At 64.8% G+C, this 23182-nt stretch carries 20 protein-coding genes and 1 pseudogene; 13 read left to right on the top strand and 8 right to left on the bottom strand.

Annotation, left to right across the window (positions count from 1 at the left end; translation table 11 throughout):
- Positions 1 to 10 precede the first annotated feature (10 nt).
- A complete protein-coding gene (locus tag WAQ08_RS00470; RefSeq protein WP_422188677.1) occupies positions 11 to 655 on the top strand; it encodes a PEP-CTERM sorting domain-containing protein in 645 nt (214 codons plus the stop codon).
- Between the two features lie 92 nt (positions 656 to 747).
- On the opposite strand, the gene thiL is transcribed toward WAQ08_RS00470, so the two are convergent.
- Positions 748 to 1743 carry a thiamine-phosphate kinase gene (gene thiL / locus WAQ08_RS00465; protein ID WP_422188694.1) on the bottom strand — a complete coding sequence of 332 codons (996 nt, stop codon included), beginning with the start codon at positions 1741 to 1743 and terminating at the stop codon, positions 748 to 750.
- A 93-nt stretch (positions 1744 to 1836) separates the two neighbouring features.
- Between thiL and WAQ08_RS00460 the strand changes: the two genes are divergently transcribed.
- From WAQ08_RS00460 to WAQ08_RS00450, 3 genes and pseudogenes are all read left to right on the top strand, one after another.
- Complete coding sequence (locus tag WAQ08_RS00460; RefSeq protein WP_422188676.1) at positions 1837 to 4131, top strand: NADP-dependent malic enzyme; 2295 nt, start codon at positions 1837 to 1839, stop codon at positions 4129 to 4131.
- A gap of 429 nt (positions 4132 to 4560) precedes the next feature.
- On the top strand, positions 4561 to 4929 hold the full coding sequence (locus WAQ08_RS00455) for a ribonuclease domain-containing protein (protein WP_422188693.1): 369 nt from the start codon (positions 4561 to 4563) through the stop codon (positions 4927 to 4929).
- Between the two features lie 68 nt (positions 4930 to 4997).
- Positions 4998 to 5384, top strand: a pseudogene (locus WAQ08_RS00450) (barstar family protein); the annotation flags it as partial.
- Positions 5385 to 5711: 327 nt separating this feature from the next.
- On the opposite strand, the gene WAQ08_RS00445 reads toward WAQ08_RS00450, so the two are convergent.
- Positions 5712 to 6689, bottom strand: a complete 978-nt coding sequence (locus tag WAQ08_RS00445; protein ID WP_422188675.1) for a complex I NDUFA9 subunit family protein — start codon at positions 6687 to 6689, stop codon at positions 5712 to 5714.
- A gap of 95 nt (positions 6690 to 6784) precedes the next feature.
- Positions 6785 to 9028, bottom strand: coding sequence for a transglycosylase SLT domain-containing protein (locus WAQ08_RS00440; RefSeq protein WP_422188674.1), 2244 nt, complete (start codon positions 9026 to 9028; stop codon positions 6785 to 6787).
- A gap of 44 nt (positions 9029 to 9072) precedes the next feature.
- Between WAQ08_RS00440 and WAQ08_RS00435 the strand changes: the two genes are divergently transcribed.
- Complete coding sequence (locus WAQ08_RS00435) at positions 9073 to 9654, top strand: 5-formyltetrahydrofolate cyclo-ligase (protein ID WP_422188673.1); 582 nt, start codon at positions 9073 to 9075, stop codon at positions 9652 to 9654.
- Positions 9655 to 9777: 123 nt separating this feature from the next.
- On the opposite strand, the gene WAQ08_RS00430 is transcribed toward WAQ08_RS00435, so the two are convergent.
- A complete protein-coding gene (locus WAQ08_RS00430; RefSeq protein ID WP_422188672.1) occupies positions 9778 to 10413 on the bottom strand; it encodes an OmpW/AlkL family protein in 636 nt (211 codons plus the stop codon).
- Positions 10414 to 10602: 189 nt separating this feature from the next.
- Between WAQ08_RS00430 and WAQ08_RS00425 the strand changes: the two genes are divergently transcribed.
- Positions 10603 to 12081, top strand: coding sequence for a phospholipase D-like domain-containing protein (locus WAQ08_RS00425; RefSeq protein ID WP_422188671.1), 1479 nt, complete (start codon positions 10603 to 10605; stop codon positions 12079 to 12081).
- A gap of 49 nt (positions 12082 to 12130) precedes the next feature.
- Here the strand turns inward: WAQ08_RS00425 and WAQ08_RS00420 are convergent, their stop codons facing one another.
- Positions 12131 to 12826 (bottom strand): hypothetical protein, encoded by a 696-nt coding sequence (locus tag WAQ08_RS00420; protein WP_422188670.1) that lies wholly within the window; start codon positions 12824 to 12826, stop codon positions 12131 to 12133.
- Positions 12827 to 12926: 100 nt separating this feature from the next.
- Between WAQ08_RS00420 and WAQ08_RS00415 the strand changes: the two genes are divergently transcribed.
- The 3 genes from WAQ08_RS00415 (at position 12927) to WAQ08_RS00405 (ending at position 15657) form a co-directional block, all read left to right on the top strand.
- Positions 12927 to 13202, top strand: a complete 276-nt coding sequence (locus WAQ08_RS00415) for a YdaS family helix-turn-helix protein (RefSeq protein WP_422188669.1) — start codon at positions 12927 to 12929, stop codon at positions 13200 to 13202.
- Between the two features lie 264 nt (positions 13203 to 13466).
- Positions 13467 to 13982, top strand: a complete 516-nt coding sequence (locus WAQ08_RS00410; RefSeq protein WP_422188668.1) for a hypothetical protein — start codon at positions 13467 to 13469, stop codon at positions 13980 to 13982.
- On the top strand, positions 13972 to 15657 hold the full coding sequence (locus tag WAQ08_RS00405; protein ID WP_422188667.1) for a hypothetical protein: 1686 nt from the start codon (positions 13972 to 13974) through the stop codon (positions 15655 to 15657). Before WAQ08_RS00410 ends, WAQ08_RS00405 begins: the two co-directional genes overlap by 11 nt.
- A gap of 41 nt (positions 15658 to 15698) precedes the next feature.
- On the opposite strand, the gene WAQ08_RS00400 is transcribed toward WAQ08_RS00405, so the two are convergent.
- Entirely contained in the window at positions 15699 to 16451 is a 753-nt protein-coding gene (locus tag WAQ08_RS00400; RefSeq protein WP_422188666.1) for an SDR family NAD(P)-dependent oxidoreductase, read from the bottom strand.
- Between the two features lie 194 nt (positions 16452 to 16645).
- Between WAQ08_RS00400 and WAQ08_RS00395 the strand changes: the two genes are divergently transcribed.
- The 4 genes from WAQ08_RS00395 (at position 16646) to WAQ08_RS00380 (ending at position 20621) form a co-directional block, all read left to right on the top strand.
- On the top strand, positions 16646 to 17572 hold the full coding sequence (locus WAQ08_RS00395; protein ID WP_422188665.1) for a LysR family transcriptional regulator: 927 nt from the start codon (positions 16646 to 16648) through the stop codon (positions 17570 to 17572).
- A 366-nt stretch (positions 17573 to 17938) separates the two neighbouring features.
- A complete protein-coding gene (locus tag WAQ08_RS00390) occupies positions 17939 to 18325 on the top strand; it encodes a hypothetical protein (protein ID WP_422188664.1) in 387 nt (128 codons plus the stop codon).
- Positions 18313 to 19533: a hypothetical protein gene (locus tag WAQ08_RS00385; protein WP_422188663.1), complete on the top strand. Its 1221-nt coding sequence runs from the start codon at positions 18313 to 18315 to the stop codon at positions 19531 to 19533. The genes WAQ08_RS00390 and WAQ08_RS00385 overlap by 13 nt, the downstream gene beginning before the upstream one ends.
- 356 nt (positions 19534 to 19889) lie before the next feature.
- Entirely contained in the window at positions 19890 to 20621 is a 732-nt protein-coding gene (locus WAQ08_RS00380) for a hypothetical protein (RefSeq protein WP_422188662.1), read from the top strand.
- On the opposite strand, the gene istB is transcribed toward WAQ08_RS00380, so the two are convergent.
- Both istB and istA read right to left on the bottom strand, forming a co-directional pair.
- The gene (gene istB / locus WAQ08_RS00375; protein WP_422188692.1) at positions 20622 to 21386 is read right to left on the bottom strand and encodes an IS21-like element helper ATPase IstB; all 765 of its coding nucleotides are present in this window, start codon (positions 21384 to 21386) and stop codon (positions 20622 to 20624) included.
- 5 nt (positions 21387 to 21391) lie between these two features.
- Positions 21392 to 23026 carry an IS21 family transposase gene (gene istA / locus WAQ08_RS00370; RefSeq protein ID WP_422188661.1) on the bottom strand — a complete coding sequence of 545 codons (1635 nt, stop codon included), beginning with the start codon at positions 23024 to 23026 and terminating at the stop codon, positions 21392 to 21394.
- Positions 23027 to 23182: the final 156 nt, after the last annotated feature.

The following is a 23182-nucleotide window of genomic DNA, read 5'->3' as shown; positions in this document are numbered from 1 at the left end:
GGAGTTCCCCATGCGTTTGTCCAACCTTCTCGGCGCCGCGTCGCTGGGCGCGCTGATGCTGGCGCTGGCCCCCGCCGCACAGGCCGCCACGTTCAGCACCCCTGAATACACCGTCAATTACGACGACAGCTCCGTGTTCGGGAGCATCGTCTCCAATGGCAGCGGCAGCGATGGCGTCACGCAGACCCTCTCCTTCGCCTGGGCCACGCCCTTCACGGGCCCCACGGGCCATGACCCGGTCGCCATCGCATCGGGCTCCGGCACTGCTTTCCACGTTCCGGCCTTCGTCGTGACCGCCGCCAGCGGCTACGTGTTCGAGGATCTGACGATCACGTTCAAAGGCTCGGTGTTCGGCCCCGCATCGGCATGGGCCGCGTGGACCGACAGCGGGTTCTGGCCCACCTACAGCGGGCCGAATGGCCCTGCAGGCACCTGGACACTGACCGGCAACCAGCTCCTCGGCAGCCCCTTCACCGAACTCGGCTTCGCTGGCGGCGCTTTGATGCTGAACAGCGCCGGCGGCACCATCTTCGTCACCGAAGGCCCCGAGGTGCGGTTCACGGTGGTGGCCGTGCCCGAGCCCGAATCCGTTGCGCTGGCCCTGGCCGGCGTCGGCGTGGCCTTGCTGGCCGCGCGCCGCCGCCACTCGGCCTGACCCCCTGCTCCGTTCCGTTGTGCCGGCCCACGCCGGCCTTTGCCAGCCCGGCAGCCACCTCGGCCCGCCGGGCTGTTTCTTTTGAAAACGGCTCAGGCCATCTTGAAGTGGTCGAACGAGGTCCAGCGGTTGGCCACGGGCTGGCCTGTGGGCTCCTCGGCGCCCCAGCCACCATCGCGCACGCGCAAGCCGACCTCCGCCTGGAGCAGGCCGATGCGGTGCACCGGCACGCCCGCCGCCTGCCCGGCCGCCAGCACCTCGGCATGGCGCGCCGCCGGGGCGGTGAACAGCAGTTCGTAGTCGTCGCCACCGGCTAACACGTTGTCCTGCTGCTCGGCCAGCGGGCGCGTGGCCAGCCACGGGCTCACGGGCAGCGCACCCAGGGCGATCTCCACACCCACGCGGCTGCGCTTCAGCACATGACCCAGGTCGCCCAGCAGCCCGTCGGACACGTCGATCGCGGATGACGCCAAGCCACGCAGCGCCAGGCCCAGCGCCACACGCGGCGTGGGCCGCTCCATGCGCAGGCGCACGGCCTCGAAGGCCTCGCCGTCCAGTGGCGGAACCAGGGTACCCCGGAAGGCCTCCAGCGCCAGGCGCGCCTCACCGGGCCAGCCGCTGACCCAGAGCTCATCACCCGGCCGGGCACCGCTGCGCAGCAGGGCCTGCCCTGCCGGCACCTCACCCATCACCGTGATGCCGATGGCCAGCGGCCCGGCGGTGGTATCGCCGCCGATCAGTTCGCAGCCATGTTCATCGGCCAGGGCCAGCAGCCCGCCCGAAAACCCCGCCAGCCAGGCTTGATCGACACGCGGCAAGGTCAGCGCCAGGGTAAAGGCCAGCGGCTTGGCGCCGCACGCGGCCAGGTCCGACAGGTTCACGGCCAGGGCCTTGTGCCCCAGGCGGGCCGGATCGACCGTGGACAGGAAGTGCCGCCCCTCCACCATCGTGTCGGTGGACACGGCCAGCTGCATGCCGGGGGCCGGCGCGATCACGGCGCAGTCATCGCCATTGGGCACGATGGCATGGCGCGGCCCCTGGCCATCAGGCCGGTGGAAATAGCGTGCGATGAGGTCGAATTCACCCAGAGACATGCCCCGGATTCTCGCCGCTGCGGCAATCCACAACCCACCCTTCGCCGGAATTCCTACAATGTCGGGCTTGAAAGGGCCCAATTACCCATGACCACCCCCGAACAAAAACGCGCCGAGCTCAAGAAATCCGCCCTTGAGTACCACGAGTTCCCCACACCCGGAAAACTCGCGATCAGCGCCACGAAGCAGCTCACCAACCAGCGCGACCTGGCGCTGGCCTACTCGCCCGGCGTGGCCGCGCCCTGCGAGGAGATCGTCGAGAACCCGGCCAACGCCTTCAAGTACACCAGCCGGGGCAACCTGGTGGCCGTGATCACCAACGGCACCGCCGTGCTGGGCCTAGGCGACATCGGCCCGCTGGCCGCCAAGCCCGTGATGGAGGGCAAGGCCGTCCTGTTCAAGAAGTTCTCCGACATCGACGTGTTCGACATCGAGATCAACGAGAAGGACCCGGACAAGCTGGTCGACATCATCGCCAGCCTGGAGCCCACCTTCGGCGGCATCAACCTGGAAGACATCAAGGCCCCGGACTGCTTCTACGTCGAGCGCAAGCTGCGCGAGCGCATGAAGATCCCCGTGTTCCACGATGACCAGCACGGCACTGCCATCGTCGTGGGCGCCGCCCTGCTCAACGGCCTGAAGGTGGTGGGCAAGGACATCAAGCAGGTCAAGCTGGTCACCTCCGGCGCCGGCGCCGCCGCCCTGGCCTGCCTGACGCTGCTGGTCAAGCTGGGCGTGCCCCGCGAGAACATCTGGGTGACCGACCTGGCCGGCGTGGTCTACGAAGGCCGCGTGGAGCTGATGGACCCGGACAAGGCCGTGTTCGCGCAGAAGACCGAGCAGCGCAAGCTGGCCGAGGTGATCGAAGGCGCGGACATCTTCCTGGGCCTGTCGGCCGGCGGGGTGCTCAAGCCCGAAATGGTCGCCAAGATGGCCGCCAAGCCCATCATCTTCGCGCTGGCCAACCCCAATCCGGAGATCCTGCCGGAAGACGTCAAAACCGTGCGTGATGACGCCATCATGGCGACAGGACGCACCGATTACCCGAACCAGGTCAACAACGTCCTGTGCTTCCCGTACATCTTCCGCGGCGCACTGGATTCGGGCGCGACCACCATCACGGATGAGATGGAAATCGCGGCCGTGCACGCCATCGCCGAGCTGGCCCAGGCCGAGCAGAACGACGTGGTGGCCGCCGCCTATGCGGGCGTGACCCTGAGCTTCGGCCCCGAATACCTGATCCCCAAGCCCTTCGATCCGCGCCTGATGATGAAGATCGCGCCGGCCGTGGCGCTGGCGGCGGACCACTCCGGCGTGGCCACCCGCCCGATCAAGGACTACGTGGCCTACGGCGAGAAGCTGCAGAGCTTCGTCTACGCCTCGGGCACCACGATGAAGCCCATCTTCAGCGTGGCCAAGCGCGCCAAGAACAAGCGCATCGCCTATGCCGAGGGTGAGAACGAAGGCGTGCTGCGCGCCGCCCAGATCGTGGTGGACGAGGGCATTGCCCGCCCGACCCTGATCGGTCGCCCCGCCGTGATCGAAAAGCGCCTGGAGACCATGGGCCTGCGCCTCAAGCCCGGCGTGGACATCGACCTGGTCAGCACCGAGAACGACCCCCGCTACCGCGAGTACTGGCAGACCTACCACCGTCTGGCCGAGCGTAAGGGCGTAACCGAGCAGATGGCCAAGATCGAGATGCGCCGCCGCCTGACGCTGATCGCCTCGATGCTGCTGCACAAGGGCGAGGTCGACGGCCTGATCTGCGGCACCTGGGGCAACACCGCCCTGCACCTGCATTACATCGACCAGGTGATCGGCAAGCGCGCCGGCGTCAAGACCTACGCCGCCATGACCGGCCTGGTCCTGCCTGGCCGCACGGTGAACCTGCTGGACACCCACGTCAACTACGACCCGACCGCCGAGCAGTTGGCCGAGATCACCATCATGGCCGCCGAAGAAATGATGCGCTTCGGCCAGCCGCCCAAGGCCGCACTGCTGTCGCACTCGAACTTCGGCTCGAGCAACCAGCCCTCCGCCCTGAAGATGCGCGAGGCCCTGGGCCTGATCCAGGAGCGCGCCCCCTGGCTGGAAATCGACGGCGAAATGCACGGCGACGCAGCGATCGATGCCGCCTACCGCGGCAAGCTGATGCCCCGCAGCACGCTGAGCGGCGAGGCCAACCTGCTGGTGTGCCCCAACATCGACGCGGCCAACATCGCCTACAACCTGCTCAAGGTGGCCTGCGGCAACAACATCGCCCTGGGCCCCGTGCTGCTGGGCGCGGCCAAGCCGGTCACCATCCTGACGCCCTCGGCCACCGTGCGCCGCATCGTCAACATGACGGCCATGACCGTCGCGGAAGCGAACGCCGTGCGCTGATCACCAGCGTGCAAACAGCGTGAAAACATCACGCAGACGTCGTGATGACGTCATGCAAAGGGGTTAACACAAACTGTCAACCCCTGAGGCAAAGGCCCCTCGTCCCTCTATTTTCGGGACCGGGGCTCTTGAGCTTTTGCGCCCATTTCAGTAGCATTTCGCTTTTACGGAACCCCGCACACGAGATTTGCAAGGCTGGGGACACAGCCGCCGCGATGTTGAAAAACATCGTGACAGACATTGACGCTTTCGACGCCATTCGTCAGCACGCTACAGACCATGACCGCGCACGTGACACAGAGGGAGCCTGCTCGCGATGCCCTGACCGGCCCCCACCAGGGACTGGCTCAGCGGTGGTCGCGCCGCCCGCTCCAGCAGGTGTCACACCATGTGCGACAGGCCGGCAAAGGCCTGCTGATCACAGTCGCGATGGCGCTGTCTGCGGCGCTGCTTCAGCCCCAGCCCGTCCACGCCTTTTCGCGCACGGACACCACGGTCATCGAATCGGCGGTGGCGTTGTCGGCCTTGCCCAGGCAAGCCCAGGACACCCACAGCCGCATTCTGGCCGGAGGCCCGTTTCGCTTTGACAAGGACGGCACCGTGTTCGGCAACCGCGAACGACTGCTGCCCCGGCAAAAACGCGGCTACTACCGCGAATACACCGTGACCACGCCCGGCGTGCGCCACCGTGGCGCCCGGCGCATCGTCTGCGGTGGCCCTGTTGTGCAAAGTCCGGAAACTTGTTTCTATACCCAGGATCACTACCAAAGCTTCCAGAAGATCGATCCCCGCCGCTGAGTCTGGTTTCACCTCTTCTACCCAAGCCGCCGAACCTGATCCCATCCATGCAAGAGCCTCAAGCGATCATGTTGTTGCAATCCATCCGCCCCAACATCGTTCAGTCCATCCGCGCCTACCGGCCTGACGATCTGCAGACTTCCGCGCACCAGATCGGCCATCACTTCCTGTACACGAACCTGGGCGCCGCCCAGAACAAGCAGGACGTGCTGGACATCATCGCGAAGGACTTCCTGTTCCCCGACCACTTCGGCAAGAACCTGGACGCCCTGTACGACTGCATCACGGACATGGTCCACAAGTCGGGCCCGCAGCCCGGTTTCGTGGTCGTGCTCGAGTTGCTGCCCGACGGCGCCCGCATGGACCGCGAATCGCGCGAGCAGTTGCTCGACGCCTTCCGCGACGCCGCTGATTTCTGGTCCGAGCGCAAGATCCCCTTCCGCGTGTTCTATTCCATCGCCGTCTCCGGCAAGGAATCGGCCGGCCACTGGGACCGCCCGGAAGCCGCCCAGAACGACGCGGCCGCCGCCAAGCCGGTCAAGGTGTCCAAGAACGCGCCCCAGCCCATGACGGTGAGCCTGCCGCCCATGAGCAGCGTGTTCGACACGGCCCAACTGCTGGCCGCTGCCTGATCGGTCTCTCGGGCTCTTCCTGCGCCAGCGTACGCAGGCAGGGCTCGCGCGCCCCCACAACCCGCCTCTGGCATCGCCTGGGCGGGTTTTGTCTTTTTGAGCGTTAGAGGGCGCCTCGGGAAGAGCTCGCCCCGCGACCGCCTTGGCGCCTCAGCGCCCCGCCGAAGCCCGCCAGGCGTTGAGCTGTTCGGCCACGCCAGCGCCCGCCGACCCCAGGTAACGCGGCGCCACCGCGAGCACTGAGGCCGCCTGCACGCCCAGCTGCGCCAGCCCGGGCAGGCGCCCCGTGGCCACATTGGGCACCTCCATGGAGCGCAGGTTGTCTGCTGTCAGCGGGGGCTCGCCGGGCAGCAGGCGCAGCACGGCGGCCTGCAAACGCCCCACGGCCGGCGGCACTGCAATCACCGGGCGGGCCCGCCCGCTGGCACGCCCCGCCAGCCGCACCAGATCGGCCAGGGTGAGGATGTCGGGCCCGAAAAGCTCGTAGGTCTGCCCGATGGTGGCCGGATCCTCCAGGCAGCGGATCAGCGCACCGGCCACGTCGTCCACCCACACCGGCTGGAAGCGCGCCCCGGCCGAGGCCAGCGGCACGACGGGCGACACCGCCTGCAGGCGGGCGAACAGGTTCAGGAAGCGGTCCTGCGCCCCGAAGATCACGCTGGGGCGCAGCACGGTGAGCTGCAGGCCGGCCACCTGGGCCATGCGCAGCGCCTGCTCACCCTGGGCCTTGGAGCGCAGGTAGTGCGAGGGGGCCTGGGCCGGGTCATCCGGCACGCCTAAAGCACTGACATGGATGAGGCGCCTGACACCCGCCTTGGCGCAGGCCTGGGCCAGGCGCTGGGGCAGGTTCACGTGCACACGCTCGAACTCGTCGGGCGTGCCGTGCAGGATGGCGATCAGGTTGACGACGGCGTCAGCGCCCTGCAGCAGGCGCGCCAGGGCGGCATCGTCCTGCACGGAGGCCTGGATGACGTCCACCGTGGGCAGCACGAACAGGTGCTTGCCGCGCTCACGGCGGCGCGAGGGCACCACCAGCCGGGGGCCGCCCGCGCCATGGCGCGCGACCAGTTGCTCGCACAGGGCCCGGCCCACGAAGCCGGTGCCGCCCAGGATCACGATGCGCTGCATGCCGCATGCTCCGCCCCGCCAGGGGCCGTTGCCGGTTGGTCTCGATGCTCGGCGCCGGGGCGACCCGCCATGGTCGGCACCGCCCCGCTCGTGGCTCAGGGCAGGTCGTCCGGCGGGGCGCTCGACGCGCGGGGCCCGATCACCGGGCCCAGCCTGGTTTTAATCGACAGGGGCTTGCCGTGCAAGACGTGGCCATAAATGACCGCATTGGTCACCACCTTCTTGACGTAGTCGCGCGTTTCGTTGAAGGGCACGTTCTCGGCCCACACGGCGGGCTCCAGGCGGGGGCCGTCGCGCCACTTGCGCGGCCGACCAGGCCCGGCGTTGTAGGCCGCCGCCGCCATGGGCTGCGAGCCGCCGAAGTCGTCCAGCACCAGCTTGAGGTAGCCGGCGCCCAGCTTGAGGTTGGTGTCGCGGTCGGTGATCAGGCCACCGTGGTAATCGCTCATGCCCAGCTTGCGGGCCACCCAGTCGGCGGTGGCGGGCATCACCTGCATCAGGCCCGAGGCGCCCACGTGCGAGCGCGCGGTGATCTGAAAGCGCGACTCCTGGCGGATCAGGCCGAACATGTAGGCAGGGTCCAGCCCCACCTCCTTGGCGGCAGCCTGGATATCGCGGCGGAAAGCCAGGGGGTAGCGCTGGTAAAGGTCGATCTCCTGCTTGGTGCGGTCGCTGGTGTTGATGCAGCGGTCCCAGTATTCGCGGTCGCAGGCGATCTCGGCGGCGGCCATCAGTTCGCGGTCGCTCAGGCCGCCGGGCTTGCCGTGGCCCAGGGTGTAGTTCCACTCGCGGGCGCCTTCGCTGCGCAGACCCAGGTCGTACAGCCGTAAGGCACGGTCCAGGCCGGGCACGGCGGCGGCCTGCGCCAGCTCGTCGCGGCTGGGCTTGGCGGGCCGGGAGGGCGCGCCCACGCGGCCCAGGTCGTCCATGGCCAGCAGACCGTAGAAGTTGGTGGGCTGGGCGATGCGGGCCAGCAGTTCGCGGGCCTGCTGGCGGCGGGCCTCGCCGGCCGGGCCAGCGGGGGCCTGGGCCTGCATCGAGCGGGCCTTCCAGTACACCCAGGTGGGGTCGGTTTTCTGCTCGGGCGACATGGCCTCGATGGCGGTGTCCACCACCAGCCAGTGCGCCGGCTGCTGGCCTGACGTGGCCGAGCGCAGGGCGGCGCGGGTCATCCAGGCCAGGGTATCGGGGTGCCAGGTGGTGGCCCACAAGGCTGAGCCCTCGGTGAGCTCGCCGGGCACCAGGGCGCGCTCGAAATAGGCGATGGCCTGGGGCATCAGGCGCCAGGCGGCCGAGCGGCCGGTGGAGGCCCAGGCCCAGGCCATGTCCTCACGGCTCAGGCGCCAGCGGCGGGCGGCGCCCGGGTCGGCCAGGGTGGCAGCGGCGGCTTCCGGATCCTGCGAGGACCAGCGCAGCATGGCCAGCAGGTTCAGCGGCCCCACATGGTCGGCCGGCACGGCCGGGGGCGGCGGCACCGGGGGCTTGGCGGGCTTGCGCTTGTTGGCTTTCTTGTCCTTATGGGCCTTCTTGCCTACGGCCTCGGTGATGGCCACGCCGGACGAGCTGCCCGACATCGATTCGGGCCGCACGGCGTTGTCCGTCATCAGGAATCGCTGGGCGTTGCCCATCAAGCGGGCCACGGCCTGCGCGGTCGGGTCACCCAGCAGGCGGGCGGTCTGCGTGACGGCCTTGGGCTGGGCGAAATCCTGCGACAGGCGCAGCTTGCGCCACACGTCGGCCGTGGTCAGCAGGCGGTCGGCATACAGCGTGCGCGCCATGGCGTCGCAGCCGAAATCCGCATCCTTCTGGGCCCACCAGGCCTGGCGGGCCTGCTCGCGCAGATCGCCCAGGCCCTCCATGGGCACGCCCAACTGCTGGCGCGCCAGCACGCCCAGGCAGGTCACGTCCCGGTCGTCGTTCATGCGGAAATAGGGCTGGATGCGCACGAAGGTGGCCCAGTCGCGGCGCCGGCCCAGTTCGAGCAGCCAGTCGTTGCGCAGGCGGTCGGCCACGTAGGCATCGCCCCAGCGGGCCAGGAACTGGTCGACCTCGGTGGGGCCGACCTCGCCCAGGCGGGCCAGCATGAACCAGAAATCGCCCCAGGAGGCCAGGGGGTGGTTCTGGTTCATCAGGGTGTCGCGCAGCACGGCCAGGCGGGCCTTGTCACGCTGCAGGTAGGCACTGCGGGCAGCCAGAACGGTGTCGTTACCCGCAGTCTGGGCCTGGGCCACGCCCGGGCTCAGGGTCGACACACCTGCCGCCACCCAGGCGGCGGCCACTGCCAGCCAACGGGGCGCCCCGGCCTTGGGGGCACCCGTGTGATCAGTCCACAATCGCATCCTCGACTCTTTCCACGCAGCCGGCAGGCCGGCACAACTCGTTCATGTCTTCTCCGACCTCTTCACGCCAAGCCCTGAGGCAATCCCTGCTGCAGGCACGCGAAGCCTGGGCCGCCGGCCCGCAGGCCGCACTGGACCAGATCGCGCTGGAAGGCCACCTGCTGGAGGTGCTGGCGCAACTGGAGCCGGATTGTCTGGGCCTGTACTGGCCGATTCGAGGTGAATTTAACCCAAGGCCCGTGGCCCTGGAGGCGATGACGTCACTGAATTGCAGGCTGGCCCTGCCCTGGGCCACGAAGAAGGACAGCCCGCAGGGCGCGTCGATGGCTTACCGAGTGTGGGAAGGTCAGGACTTGACCACCGTGGATGGCTGCGGGATCCCCAGCCCCGACACAGCCCCGGCCCAGCCCGATGTGGTGCTGGTGCCCTGCGTGGGCTTCACGCGTGAGGGCTTCCGGCTGGGCTATGGCGGGGGCTACTTCGACCGCTGGTTGGCAGCGCACCCGCACGTGACGGCGGTGGGGCTGGCCTGGCGCGAGGCCGAACTCTCGGCCGAGGCACTGGCCGCCGAGGCGCACGACCATGGCCTGGCGCTGGTGGTGACGCCCGACGGCGTGGTGGGATAAAAGCTTAAAAAAAGGGGCCGGGCGTCCCCACGCCCGGCCCAGCCCCCTCGACTTGCCCAAGGGGCAAGCCAGGTCCAATCGCAAGTTCCAGATTCAGGTCGGAGTGCTTGACACACCCAGCGCTCAGAAGCGCCAGCCCAGGCCCACCCCCAGCAGCACCGGGTCCACCTTGAAGGTGCCCACCTTGTTACCTGCGGACGAAATGTCCGCGCGGATCTGCACCTTCTTCACATCGAAGTTCAGGAACAGGTTGTCGGCCAGCTTCACGTCAACGCCGGCTTGCAGCGCCCAGCCCCAGCTGTCCTTTTCCACACCGGGTTGCAGCGCCGTCTGCACGGCCGGCACGAAGTGCACGCTGGAGAAGCGCGTGTAGTTCACGCCCGCGCCCACATAGGGCCGCACCGTGGCCTCGGGCAGGAAGTGGTACTGCAGCGTCAGCGTGGGCGGCAGGTGCTTGAGCGAGCCGATGTCGGTGCCGGCAGAGCGGATGTCATGCTTTTGTGGCACCGTCAGGATCAGCTCGGCCGCGATGTTCGGGGTGAAGAAGTAGCTGATGTCCAGCTCGGGGATGACCTTGCTGTTGACGCTCAGGTCCAGGCCCGTGCTGTCCTTGTTGGCCGGGTCGAGGTGCACGGCGCGCACACGCACCAGCCAGGGGCCTTCGGTGGGCGCGGCCTGGGCAGGCAGGCTGGCCAGGGTTGTCAGGGCTGCGCAGGCAGCCAGGGCGGCCCAGCGGGGGGCAATGGTCGGGCGGATCATGGTGTTGTCCTTCGCTCTGTGATGGTGAAACTCGTTGCTTGGGTCCATTGCAGCAAGCGGGCGCCCGACCGCACTTGATCCATCACAAGTCCGCCACCGGGCCGTGGCACCGCATGGCGTTGATCGCCACGGAGTTTGCGCTGCCTCAAATGCGCGGCGCCCGTGGCACATCGGGTAGGCTTGAGGCACATGCACCTTCCCCTGCAACTGCTCAATGCCCAGGGCCTGACCCTGCATGGCCTGTGCACCGTGGTGGCCCTGCTCGTCTACATCCTGACCGCCCACGTGATGCGGCAGCGGCGCCATCCCGCGGCGGCCATCGCCTGGGTGCTGTTCATCCTGCTGCTGCCTTACGTGGCGCTGCCGGCCTTCCTGCTCTTCGGCTCGCGCAAGATCAAGCGGCCCAGCACCCGCGTACGGCCTGTGCCGGTCGCGCCCGCCCCCGGCATGCCCTGGGCCATCGACACCCTGGTGGACATGGGCCAGCCCCGCCCGGCACCCTGCCCCCGGATGACGCTGCATGCCGATGGCCACCAGGCCTGGCAGGCCCTGCTGGACACGATCGACGGCGCCACGGACACGCTGGACATCTGCACCTTCATCCTGGCCCGGGACACCGTGGGGCAGGAACTGATCAAGCGCCTCGCCTACAAGGCCGCCCAGGGCGTGCGCGTGCGCCTGATGCTGGACGGCCTGGGCCAGTTGATGTCACGCCCGCCCGACCTGGACCTGCTGCGCCGGGCCGGCGGCCACACCGCGCTGTTCGTGCCGCCGCTGCGATCGCCCCTGCAGGGCCGCACCAACCTGCGCAACCACCGCAAGCTGGTCGTGGCCGATGCGGGCCGGGACAGCGCCAGGCTGTGGTGCGGCGGGCGCAACCTGGCAGCCGAGTACTTCGAAGGTGAGCCCGGCAAAACGGCCTGGCGCGACTTGAGCCTGGACCTGCGGGGCCCGCTGGTCAGCCAGGCCAGCGCCCTGTTCGAGCAGGACTGGCTGTTCGCCCAGGGCGAGCGCCAGCCCGTGCCGACGCCCTTCCCGCCTGCTGCGCCGCCCTCACCGCCCGACGCACCGCTGCGGGCCGCACACGCGCCCCATCCGGCATCGGGATCAGCGCAGGGAGATGGCGAGTGGCGCCACGGCGCGCAACTGGTAGCTTCCGGCCCCGACCAGGTCGACGACACCATCTACGCCCTGCTGGTGACGGCCACCTACCGCGCGCAGCGAAGCGTGTGCCTGTCCACCCCGTACTTCGTGCCCGATCCGGCCTTGCTGATGGCGCTGAGCCTGGCCGCGCGGCGCGGCGTGCAGGTGGATCTGCTGCTGCCGGCGCGCTCCAACCACCGCATGTCTGATCTGGCGCGCAACCGGGCCCTGCGCACGCTGGCGCTGGCCGGCGGGCGCGTCTGGCTGGCGCCGGGCATGCTGCACGCCAAGCTGGCCGTGTTCGATGAAGACCTGGCAATGGCCGGTTCGGCCAACCTGGACAGCCGCAGCCTGTTCCTGAACTACGAACTGATGCTGGCCTTCCATGACCACGACGACATCACGCGCCTGTGCGACTGGTTCGAGGCCGAGCGCGCACAGGCCGCCAGCTTCACGCCCAAGCCGCCCGGGCTGGTGCGCGATGTGGCCGAGGGGCTGCTTCTGTGGCTGGCGTTTCAGCTTTGAAATGATGGCCTTGTTTGCAAAGGCCTTTGCATAAATCCAACAGAGCTGATCAGGACGCCTCAGGCCGCCACAAGCTGCGCGGCACCGCACACACCACCGGCACCACGGACTGGATCACCGCGCGCTCCAGCGCCTCGGGCTGGCCGCCGTGCAGCGGCAGCATCACCAGAGTATCGGTGCGCACCAGCAGCAGTTCGCGCAGCACAGTGCGCCCATCGGCCAAGGTGATCAGCAGGTTCTCTTCCGGGTGCCATTCGCCTTCGGTGTCGAGCAGCAGGTACTGACCGTCCTTGGCATAGGGGGCCAGCGCATTGCCCTTGACCCGCAGCGCATAGGCGCCGGGCGCATGCAACGGCATCAGCACATGGCCATCGCTGTCGCCCTCGGGCAGGTCGATGCGCTCGACATCACCCGTACCCGTGACACGGATCGTGCCGGTGACCCGGGCGCGCATGCCACTGGCGATGGCGTAGACCGCTGCGGCCTTCGACTCCGCATGGGGGCCGAGCAGATCGATCTGGTCAGGCGGGCCTTCGCCACTGGCCAGCCAGCGTGAGGACACGCCCAACTGCTGCGCCAGCGCCGGCGTGTGCTTGCTGCCCTGGGCGCCGGCTTCGGTGCGCAGCAGGTACTGGATGGATTGGGGCTTCACGCCCACGGCGCGCGCCAGTTCGCTCTGGTTGGTTCTGCCCGCCCTTTTCATGGCCCACAGCAGCCGCCCCGTGAAGGTGTTCCATTCATCCATGGCGGCATCCTACAAAGGCCTTTGTGGCATGTATTGCAAATTTGCCTGCTTTGATCTACAAATACATCTTCAAATCACAAACAAGCTCAGGGATATGCACATGACACCTCAGGAAGCGCTTCAGAAAGCCATCGACATCGTCGGATCGCAGGCCCGGCTGGCCCGCGAGATCGGTGGCGGCATCAAGCAGGCCCATATCTCTTACTGGATCACGCATGCGGAGGTGGTACCGGCCGAGCACTGCCCCACCATCGAACGCATCGTGCAGCACGCCGTGCGCTGCGAGGATCTGAACCCGCGGGTGGATTGGTGGGTGCTGCGGCACGCGGCGGTAGCTGCGCAGTTGCAGCCGGGATTGCGCACGGGCACGCATTGAGTTTTCGCCACCTCCGCACCAGACACAGCAGCCCCCAAGGCGCGGCCTAGCCAGCGGCCATGCTGCAGCGGCTCTCCCCCGCGTTGTGCAGTAAGGCGCCTTGGGCGCGGAGGTGGCTTTTTTATCAACGCCGTTACCGCGTGATAACACAACGGTGCACGCTTTTCGTTCCCCCTTTTTGACGACATACAGGGCTGTTTCTCGCCCCTAGAATCCAGGCCAAAAAGCGCCACCGGCATCGGTGACCATCACCAGGGAATGAACATGCAAACAAAGACTGCAGCCTCGCTGCGGGTCATGGCCATGGGTCTGACCATTTTCTTGACGGCATGCGGGGGCGGCAAGAGCCCCGACAAGCCATCCAATGGCGCAGAGCCCACGGTGAAGGCGTCCCGCATTGCCTTGGATGAAGACACGGATGTCCGCGGCACGGACGCGGATCACAACGGCATCCGAGACGACATTGATTCGTTCATCGACATATCGGGCGAGACGCCGGCCCGCCAGGCCGCTCTTCGCCAACTTTCTGCCGCATTGCATCAGGCCGTCACAACCGATGTCGCGCAGACAGTCGCCTTGAAGATCACTGCTGGTCAATTGAATCTCGCCATTGCATGCATGTGGGATCGGTTCGACGCCCGCCAGGCCCCTACCCAGGTCACGCGCATGGAAGCGCTCACGGCCAACACCAAAGAACGATCCCGTGCGTATGAAGCCTACAACAAGGCCGTCAGTGGCATGTCCTTTCCTTTGCCGAAAGGAAATGGCTGTGCGCAGTAAACACAAGTCCCACCATGCATGGTTGCTGGGATGTTGCGCGTTCCTGGCGCTTCAGTTCCTCTTGGTGCCCTCTCGTGCATGGGCGCAGTCATCGCCAGAGGCTGCGTGCATCCCGGGCGGCTACACCGTCGGTTTTTTCAATGGCGTGTGGAACACTCAACTCCAAGCGCTCAACGGCCTCTACGCCTTGCGGACCCTCGAAAGCAACCGCTACAAGAACGAGCCTGTTGACTACGAACTGTTCTACAACCACACGGGCTCGACAGTGGGCGCCAGTGGGTTGCAGGACATTGCCGAAGTGTTTATGCAGCGCGCCCAAGAGGTGGACGACAGCGGCAAGCTTGCAAAACACTGGTATCTGCTGTGGGAGACGCTTTCCGGCGATCCCCTCGGTCTTTGGGATGAAACCATCGCGGGCTTTCCCAAGGCGAAGAACGTGCTGGATGCGCTCTATGAGAGCCTCGTCTCCAAAAGCGTCGCAGCCGTCTCTGCCATGCTGAGCGATCCCCCAACGCAAGCAGACATGACAGCGCACCAGAATCGCCTCAATGTCCTTGCTGCCGGCAAACGCAAGCTTCTTCTGGTGGCGCACTCCCAGGGCAACCTGTTTGTCAACGTTGCCTATGACCATGTCAGAACAAGAGTTCCGGCCAGCGCTGTTCAGGTCGTGCACATTGCGCCCGCCTCCCCCACACTCAGAGGCGGGCACGTTCTGGCAGGCATAGATCTCGTCATCAATGGTTTGCGCGCCCAGGGGCTGCACAGCGTGCCACCGGTCAATCTCAACCTCGCGGCATCTGCCTCCGACGCCAGCGGGCACACATTGATCGGCACCTACCTCGACTCATCACGGCCCGGACGAGACACCGTGCAAGGCCTGATGCGCGCAGCCATGGATACCATGGTGACGCCTGCTGGCGCCCCGACGGAGTGTGGCGAAGAGTATCGTGCTCACTTCATGCGGCTGCTGGCGGGCGACTATGCAGGCAAGGCCCCGCCAACCGGCAACCATGAATCCCAGCGATGCAACGCCCAGGTCACGCAAGACAACCTGTCTACACAAGGGCAGAGCATGTTTGCCACAGACCGCGCGGTGACGCTGCACGTCTCCAGCACAGACGCTGGTGTATCGGTACTGGCGGAACTCCAGCCGCAACAGGACGTCCACCTGACATTGGGCACAGCAACATGGCAGACCGACGGCGGTTTTTCGAGCTTGTCCGTCATACCGGAGGGGAGCGGTGCAGGCCGGGTAGCTTATTGCGGCCGCGACGAGCAGACGCCCGCTGGCGCTCTATCCGGGCCTGTTCAGCTTGGCCTGGAAGTGTCCCGCCTGATGCGCGAGATGCGCAGTACGTTCTCAGTGAACGGTTGCCTCATGCGCCGCCCGGGCGAGGTGCTCGGCAAACTCAATGACGCCCCCCTGCCTGTCTCCTTTAGCGAGGGCGTCATCTTGATTGGCAAAACACCTTACGCACTGACCATCGGCAACAAGAGTGAAGGCATCAGCGTCATGGCAAAGTGGTTCTCTCCTGAAGACACGCTGAGGTTCACTGCCTCATCCCGAGACAATGATCATCTGGATATGTTGATCGTCAAGGGCAAGGGCGTGGCGGGCTACGTCCAGGTGATGAACGACGGCAGCAGCGTCCATTGCGCACAAGAGTTTCACTGAGGGCAAGGGCCCGCCGGCTTGGCCGGCGTTTGTGCAAGCACTCACACCTGCGCCATACCCCCATCCACAAATAGCTCCACACCATTGATGTAGCTGGCCGAATCCGATGACAGGAAGGCCACCACCTTGCCGATCTCGGACGGCTCACCCAGGCGGCCCAGCGGCACCTGCGAGGCCAGGTAATCGAACAGGCCTTGCCGCGTGGCGTCATCAGGCGCCAGGCCGCCCAGGCCGGGTGTGCGGATGGGACCGGGGCTCACGGCGTTCACGCGGATGCCGCGGTCCTTCAGATCAAGCGCCCACGATCGCGCGAAATTGCGCACCGCCGCCTTGCTGGCGCTGTACACGCTGAAGCTGGCCGTGCCCAGCACCGACGTGGTCGATGAGGTGAGGATGATCGAGGCCCCGTTGGTGAGCAGCGGCAAGGCCTTCTGCACCGTGAACAGCACGCCGCGAACATTGGTGCCGAAGATGCTGTCAAAGTGCTCTTCGGTGATCGCGCCCAGCGGCAGCATGTCGCCGCCGCCTGCGTTGGCGAACAGCACATCGAGCCGGCCCACCTTCTTCGCGATCTCGGCGTAGACAGTGTCCAGGTCGGTCAGCACGGCGGCATCGGCGCGGATGCCCGTGGCCTGGGGGCCGATCTCGGCGACGGCGGCATCCAGCTCTGCCTGGCGGCGGCCGGTGATGAACACCTGCGCGCCTTGTGCGGCCAGTTCCTTCGCGGCGGCCAGGCCGATGCCCGAGCTGCCACCGGTGATGAGGGCGATCTTTCCTTCGAGTTGCTTGGTCATGTTCAGCTCCATTGGTGATGCGGTTGAGAGAGGTACGCCTGGCGACCTTTGGCCCCTTCTGGAAGCACCGTCGCTGTCGGCATGTGCCCAATGTAGGAAAAACTGATTGATTGAAAAATAGAGAAAGATGGAATCACTATCTACACAGGTAGATAATCAAGGCGGTATCCGTTGAACCCAGCGAAGGAAGACCTGTGGACCAGTTACTTGCGATACGCGCTTTCACCCGAGTGGTTGAAACGGGCAGCTTCACGCGCGGGGCGGATTCGCTGAACATGCCCATCGCCACCGTGAGCAAGCTGGTGCGCGAGCTGGAGGCACACCTGGGCGTGCGCCTGCTGCAGCGCACGACGCGGCGCCTGACCGTGACACCCGAAGGCCACGAGTACTACGCCAAGAGCGGCCGGGTGCTGCGCGAGCTGGAGGACATCGACGGCTCCTTCAACATGGCGCGCAGCAAGCCCCGTGGCCACCTGCGGATCGACGTAGGCGGCTCGACCGCGCGCGATGTGCTGATCCCCCTGCTGCCGGATTTCATGGCGCGCTATCCAGACATCCGCATCGACCTGGGCGTGTCAGACCGGTCAGTGGACCTGATCAGCGACAACGTGGACTGCGTGATCCGCGGAGGCGCGATGGAGAGTTCGTCACTCGTGTCCCGCAGGCTGGGTGAGGCCGTGCTGATCACCTGCGCATCGCCGGGCTACCTGAAGCAGTTCGGCACGCCGGCCTACCCGGATGAGCTCAAGAACGGGCATCGGCTGGTGTCCTACGTGTCGAGCGATACCGGCCGGCCGATCCCGTTTCGGTTCGAGCGCGATGGGGAGAAGACGGAGATCAAGGTGGAGCACCGCGTGGGCGTCAATGAGAGCAATGCGCACCTGGCCGCGTGTGTGGCGGGGCTAGGGATTGTTCAGACGTTTGGGTATGCGGCGGCTGGTGCGCTGCGCGATGGCTCGCTGGTGGAGATTCTGGCGGGGTGGCGGCCGGCGCGGTATCCGTTTCAGTTGGTGTACCCGCAGGCGAGGCATGTGACGCATCGGTTGCGGGTGTTCATGGAGTGGGTGTTGGAGGCGTTTCCGGAGCGGGTGGGAGAGTGCCCTGAGTCGCAACGGCGGTGATACGCACGCCCCCGACTGCTGGAATCAATGATTCAAGTGCACTGCCTATGACTGACTGTGTACGGCCAAGAGCAAAATTGGATCTATCCGGACGACGCGAGTATCCGCTCCAGGCCGTCTGCTGTCGCTGAGTTTTGGCGCCCCCCGACTGCTGCTCGCAGTGTCTGTCATTGGACCATTCGCGACAGTCAAAATTTGGCGTGTCTCAACAATGTCGTGCGCCGCCGCCGATACAGCGCTGTTGACCATGTGAGCTTTAAGCAAGCAAACGAGTGGGCATTAGCCATCTCGTAGTTGTTAGTAATTGCTGCTATTGTTGTGGCCGCTAACAAGGACATCACGGCAAGCAAGTGGAGGGAACAAGTCTTGGCTTACCAGCCCCACATCCATCATCGTAGCCAGCAGTATGCAGCTCAAAAATCTCAATGGACAATTCCCATTGGTGAAGAGCACGCATGCTACGCACTATCGGTGCAACAGAATTGGGCATCGGCAAATGACTATTATGGCCTTCACATGCAAGGCAATGTACCGCAGCCGCTTGGAGTAACGCGTTTGCCGGAAGCAATCACGGTGTGCATCGCCAAGTTTGTCTCAGCAGATGGTATTGATTGGCATGGCTACCCTGCAGCGCATTGGTTGAGCCCATACGACAAGCCTGATGAACATATATTGCAGGCATGGCTCGCAAGCGGGCTAATCTCTATGCCCAAATTCAGAAAGATTCACGGAGGCAAGAAATGCAGCCTGTGAAAATAATCATTGATGGAAGCTACTGGGATTCGCAAATATATTCCGGCGAATTGATACTACTAGATGCTGGAGGAGCCCTTCATAAAATTAACTGGCGCCAAGCTGTCGATGGTATTGCAAGCAAGAATAACACTGTTCAAACTGCGCTCAGAGTTGGTTTCTCAGACAGCGATTTATTCTACAACCCCAAAGTTAGAAAAATCCTTATGGACCCACAGATTGCAGTACCAATAAAGGGCCAACTTTCAGCACTTTCCAACCTAAGCCTAACTGCGGACCGTAATGAGTGGCGAAAATATTGGGAAACTGAGCAAAGTCCTTTTAAATTCCTTCCGACTGACACCGAAATTTATTACAACCAAATATTTGCCGCAGGAAATATTGGTCTATTTTCATCACCACGCCCTAGTATCGGCATAAAGAAATCCGCACCAAAGCTAAAGAAGCATCATGATGGAAAGACTTTCCAGATTCGCGCGTCCGACCACCACACCGCACTAGCTGCCGCGACAGGCGCGGATGGCCTTTTTGAATTCGCCTACCATCGAGACGATGATGACGTGCTGGGCCAAGGAAAAATCCTTGCGCCGCGCCCCTGTAAGGCCTGCGACTGGGCATTCCAAAGTGTCATGGGATGGACAGATGAAGGAGCGTTTATGGCTGCTTTTAAAGAGCGAAAAGATCCGAGGAGCCGTCAGGTACTTCGAGAATTCGACCGCGTAATAGAAGAGCAGGAAATGTTCGGATCCGCCACCGATGGTTTCAGCTGGGGATCTAGGGAGAAAATGTACAGAATTTCCAATGGCGAGTTTCAAGTTGTTGATTACAGCCCCCAGTCCAATCAGAAGCCAAATAAAGATGGAAAGCCCAAGGTTTACAAGTCCGCATCTGAATTTTCGCAAATTGATAATGAGAAAATTCAACTTGATTCAGGTGGCGTCATATCCACTGGCACCGCACCATTTGGAACAGTAATTGAATTTGATGATCGCATTTCTGTAATGCGCAGCGATGGTATTTTGGAATCTTTTGGCGGAGAGGCCGTACACTGGCGCATATTTCCCCGCTCTGAGCACTACAGCAACCAGTTACACATTCTCTATGAAGATCGTATTGAGATAATTTCATTTGTCCACGATTACTTTGTAGATCAGAAGAATAAGCGCTATGGCTTTTCTCGTGGCGGGTCAGATTCTCTAAAAATATGAGAGCGGACGCGCCCCTCAAATCGCTTAATCTGCGATAGCTGACATTTTGCAATCCGCTCGTGATCAGCTAGTCTGGACAAGTACGTTGAACCGCAGTTCCCTGCCGAAGGTAGCCAGTCTTGGAGTTCCCGCTAACCGGTAGCAATCGCTGCAAGGCGGTCATTCGGCTTTGGCATCCTCGATGGCCGTTTCCGAATAAAACTGGTCACTGTTGAACCAATAGCTTGGTGCAGCGAGCCTGAACATTCGGCTTGTCCCACCTGTAAGATCGCACGAAATAGCTACATAAAACATCCCTGCGGGGAGGCGGGCCAAGCTTTTGGCCAGATCTCCGCAAGGCACTAGGGAGGAGACCTGTGCCGAAGCAACTCACGCTTCTACTCGACACCAATGTCCTGATACCGTTGCAGGATTCCTATGCCGTTCTGGATGACAACCTAGCAAACTTTCATCGACTAGCCCTTGTCGCTGGCCACAAGCTTGTGTATCACCCAGCAAGCATCGACGACTTCGAGAGAGATGCAGACCATGGCCGGCGGGCAAGAAATCTAGAACACATTCGGCGATACCCCGCACTTGAGCAAACTGCAAAGTGCCCCTGGAACACTCCGACGACAGGCTCGAACGACGCCTGCGACAACGAAATCCTGTATGCCCTAGAGTGCGATGCTGCACATGCGCTCGTCACCGAAGACAAAGGTCTTCTCAACAAGGCCAGGGCACGCGGGCTAGGTCACCGCACGTACAACATCCAGACGGCAGAGGACTGGCTGCGGCGGCTGCATCAACCTTTTGATGTCTCGCTGCCAAACATCGACGACATACCTCTGCACAGCCTAACTCCAGAGCTAGCAGGCGCGTTCTTCGATAGTCTGCGCGATGGTTATGACGGGTTCGACGACTGGTTCCGCAGAAAGGCCAGAGAGAACAGGAAAGCTTGGACGTACAGAGACGAGGCCGGCGTGCTCGGTGCGATTTGCGTGTATGACATCCAGACTGACTCGACGGTCACAGATGATGGGCCCCGATGGCCACCCCAAACTGCTCCACTGTTGGCCAGTCAAACTGCTCCAGGCAGGACGGGGTGATTATGCGGGGTCGGGCGTGATGGCCAGCCGCGCGGCGGCCTCCTTGAGCCGGTAGCTCTTACCCTCGAACTCCAGCATGGCGCAGCGGTGCATGAGGCGGTCCAGGATGGTGGTGGCCATGGTGGCATCGCCCAGGTATCGGCCCCAGTCCTGCACGACACGGTTGGAGGTGATGACGATGGATCGGCGCAGCTTGTAGCGCTGGTGCACCAGGGTCTGCAGCAACTCGGCGGCGTGCTCGCTGATGCGCCGTGCCAGGAACAGGTCATCGAGCACCAGCAGGTCGGCAGCTACCCACCCTCTGAGCAGCCGCGCACGCTCATCGTCATCGGCCAGGGCGTAGCGCGCAAACTCGCTGTCGGCCTCGACGTAGGACACGTCATGGCCCTGCACGGTTGCCTGGTAGGCCACGGCCTTGGCGACGTGGCTCTTGCCTGTGCCGGGCTTGCCCACGATCAGGGCGTTGGCGCCCTCGCTGAGAAACTTCAAGGTGTGCAGCTCAAAGCAGGCCGCGCGTGGCAGCTTGGGGTTGAAGCGCCAGTCGAAGTCAGCCAGTGCGGGCTTCTCATCCAGTCCAGAGAGCTTGAAGCGGCGCGCCATCAGGCGGCTGTGGCGCCGGTCAAGCTCGTCTTGCAGCAAGGCAGACAGCGTGTCCAGGAAGGGCTCCTGGGCAGCCTGGGCCTGCATCAGGCGGGTCTGCAAGGTCTCGGCCATGCCGGACAGGCGCAGCTTGCGCAGGGTGGTCTCGATGTCGTGGGTGGTCATGGCAGTCATGCGAAGAGGTCTCCTTGAGGTGTGGTGGTGGCAGCGGCCATGGCGAAGAGCTCGCCGTACTCCTGCGGGTTGCGGATGAGGTCGTGGGCTTGCGTGGGGCAGGCTTGGGCGGCCGCTGTGGTAGCGGGGCCAACATCAAGCTGGGCCAGGGCTTGGGCCACCAGGCGCTCGGTGATGGCCTTGACATGGCGGTAGCTGTGCACGCCCTCTTCGATGGCCTGGGCGCAAGCGGTGTTGACCATTTGGCGCGGGTAGCGGTCGGCCAGGTGCACGATGCCCCACAGCTTGCGCTGGCCCACGCGGCCTTCGATGGCAAACAGCATCTGACACAGCCGGGCCGCATCCACGCCGATGGCATCGGCCTGCTTGAGGATGTGGCGTGTCTCGCGCGAAGGGTTGAAGACGCGCTCGTCCATGGGCAGCACGACGGTGCCAGGGCGTTCGGCCTTGGTGTGGGTGCGCAGCAAGGCCTGGGTCTGCAGGTCACGGATCTCCAGGCGGTGCTCGAAGATGCGCACCAGCACCTTGGTCCCGATGGCCGCCGGTCTGGCCGCGTAGCTGCAATGGGCCACGCGCACGCAGCCGTCGTCGCACACGGTGCGCTGCTCGTCGCGGAAGTAGGCCATGGGCAGCGCCGGCAGGCTTTGCAGATGGGGCCGCTCTTCTTCGAACATGGCATGCACCTGGCGGCGCTCTGAGCCGTGGATGCGCGAAGCAGCCCACTTGGTCTCCCAGTGCTCCAGGTAGGCGTTCTGATCTTCGATGGTCTCAAAGCGCTTGCCCTTGAGCGCCGTGGCCTGGGTATGGCCAATGGCGTGCTCGACGCTGCCCTTGCGGTTGGGGTCGCGCACGCGGGCTGGGTCGGCCACGACCTCGTAGTGCGCCAGGGTGGCAGCGTACACGGGGTTGAGTTCGGGCTCGTACAGGTCGGGCTTGAGCACGCCCTCCTTGAGGTTGTCGAGCACCACGTAGCGGCATGAGCCACCGAAGTAGCGCCAGGCTTGTTCATGCAGCTCGGCCCAGACTTGCTGGCCCGAGTTCCAGACCACGCGGCGGAAGCTGCGGCGCGAATACCGCAGCGTGGCCACGAACAGGCGGGGCTTGCGGTAGCGGTCGGCGCCGGGCACGCGGGTGGGCGCGCCTTCGCCGAAGTCCACCTGCATCTCTTCGCCGGGCAGGAAGCTCAGGCGGTCGAACTGCTCGGGCTCTCGCACACGAATGCGGGCCACGAAGCGCTTGACGGAGTTGTAGCGCCCGGCAAAGCCGTGGGCATCAACCAGGTCCTGGTAGATGGCCGTGGCGTTGCGCCCCAGGCGCAACTGGGCTTCGATGAAGGCGCGGTGGGGCTCGCACAGGGAGGTGGCCACCGGGGTGGGCGCCAGCAGTGAAGCCGGTGGCCGGGGTGGAGCAGTTTGGCTGACCCCGGGCACCACCAGGTCGGTGGCCACCCCGGGGCAGTTTGGATCGTCGGGCGGCTGGGGCGGCGGATCGCCCTGGGCTTCAAAGCGCTTGGCCCAGGCGCGGATGGTGTGGCGGGAGATGCCGGTGCGGCGCTCGATCTCGCGCTGGGTGTTGCCCGCGCGCAGGAGCGTCCAGATCGTGGTTTGTAGATGTGGCTTCAAGACGTTCACCTCGTGAATCCCCCCTCGTGGTCAAGGGGGCGAAAGTTACGTCCTGCTCGTCAGGGCTGAGGCGCCTGACTCACCGTTCTCAATGGGTCAATTCACCCCGGCCAAGTGGAGCAGTTTGGGTGGCCATGGGTGGGGCAGTTTGGGTGGCCGCCGGGG

This window comes from Aquabacterium sp., assembly GCF_049274795.1.
GTDB lineage: Bacteria > Pseudomonadota > Gammaproteobacteria > Burkholderiales > Burkholderiaceae_C > Aquabacterium.
This window is presented reverse-complemented; position numbering and strand designations above follow the sequence as displayed.

Coding starts and splice junctions, on each gene's coding strand:
- WAQ08_RS00425 (WP_422188671.1), top strand. CDS start 10,603: ATGCACCTTCCCCTGCAACTGCTCAATGCCCAGGGCCTGACCCTGCAT.
- WAQ08_RS00415 (WP_422188669.1), top strand. CDS start 12,927: ATGACACCTCAGGAAGCGCTTCAGAAAGCCATCGACATCGTCGGATCG.
- WAQ08_RS00400 (WP_422188666.1), bottom strand. CDS start 16,451: ATGACCAAGCAACTCGAAGGAAAGATCGCCCTCATCACCGGTGGCAGC.
- WAQ08_RS00460 (WP_422188676.1), top strand. CDS start 1,837: ATGACCACCCCCGAACAAAAACGCGCCGAGCTCAAGAAATCCGCCCTT.
- WAQ08_RS00420 (WP_422188670.1), bottom strand. CDS start 12,826: ATGGATGAATGGAACACCTTCACGGGGCGGCTGCTGTGGGCCATGAAA.
- WAQ08_RS00440 (WP_422188674.1), bottom strand. CDS start 9,028: ATGCGATTGTGGACTGATCACACGGGTGCCCCCAAGGCCGGGGCGCCC.
- WAQ08_RS00385 (WP_422188663.1), top strand. CDS start 18,313: ATGCAGCCTGTGAAAATAATCATTGATGGAAGCTACTGGGATTCGCAA.
- istB (WP_422188692.1), bottom strand. CDS start 21,386: ATGACCACCCACGACATCGAGACCACCCTGCGCAAGCTGCGCCTGTCC.
- WAQ08_RS00410 (WP_422188668.1), top strand. CDS start 13,467: ATGCAAACAAAGACTGCAGCCTCGCTGCGGGTCATGGCCATGGGTCTG.
- WAQ08_RS00470 (WP_422188677.1), top strand. CDS start 11: ATGCGTTTGTCCAACCTTCTCGGCGCCGCGTCGCTGGGCGCGCTGATG.
- WAQ08_RS00435 (WP_422188673.1), top strand. CDS start 9,073: ATGTCTTCTCCGACCTCTTCACGCCAAGCCCTGAGGCAATCCCTGCTG.
- WAQ08_RS00445 (WP_422188675.1), bottom strand. CDS start 6,689: ATGCAGCGCATCGTGATCCTGGGCGGCACCGGCTTCGTGGGCCGGGCC.
- WAQ08_RS00455 (WP_422188693.1), top strand. CDS start 4,561: ATGGCGCTGTCTGCGGCGCTGCTTCAGCCCCAGCCCGTCCACGCCTTT.
- WAQ08_RS00430 (WP_422188672.1), bottom strand. CDS start 10,413: ATGATCCGCCCGACCATTGCCCCCCGCTGGGCCGCCCTGGCTGCCTGC.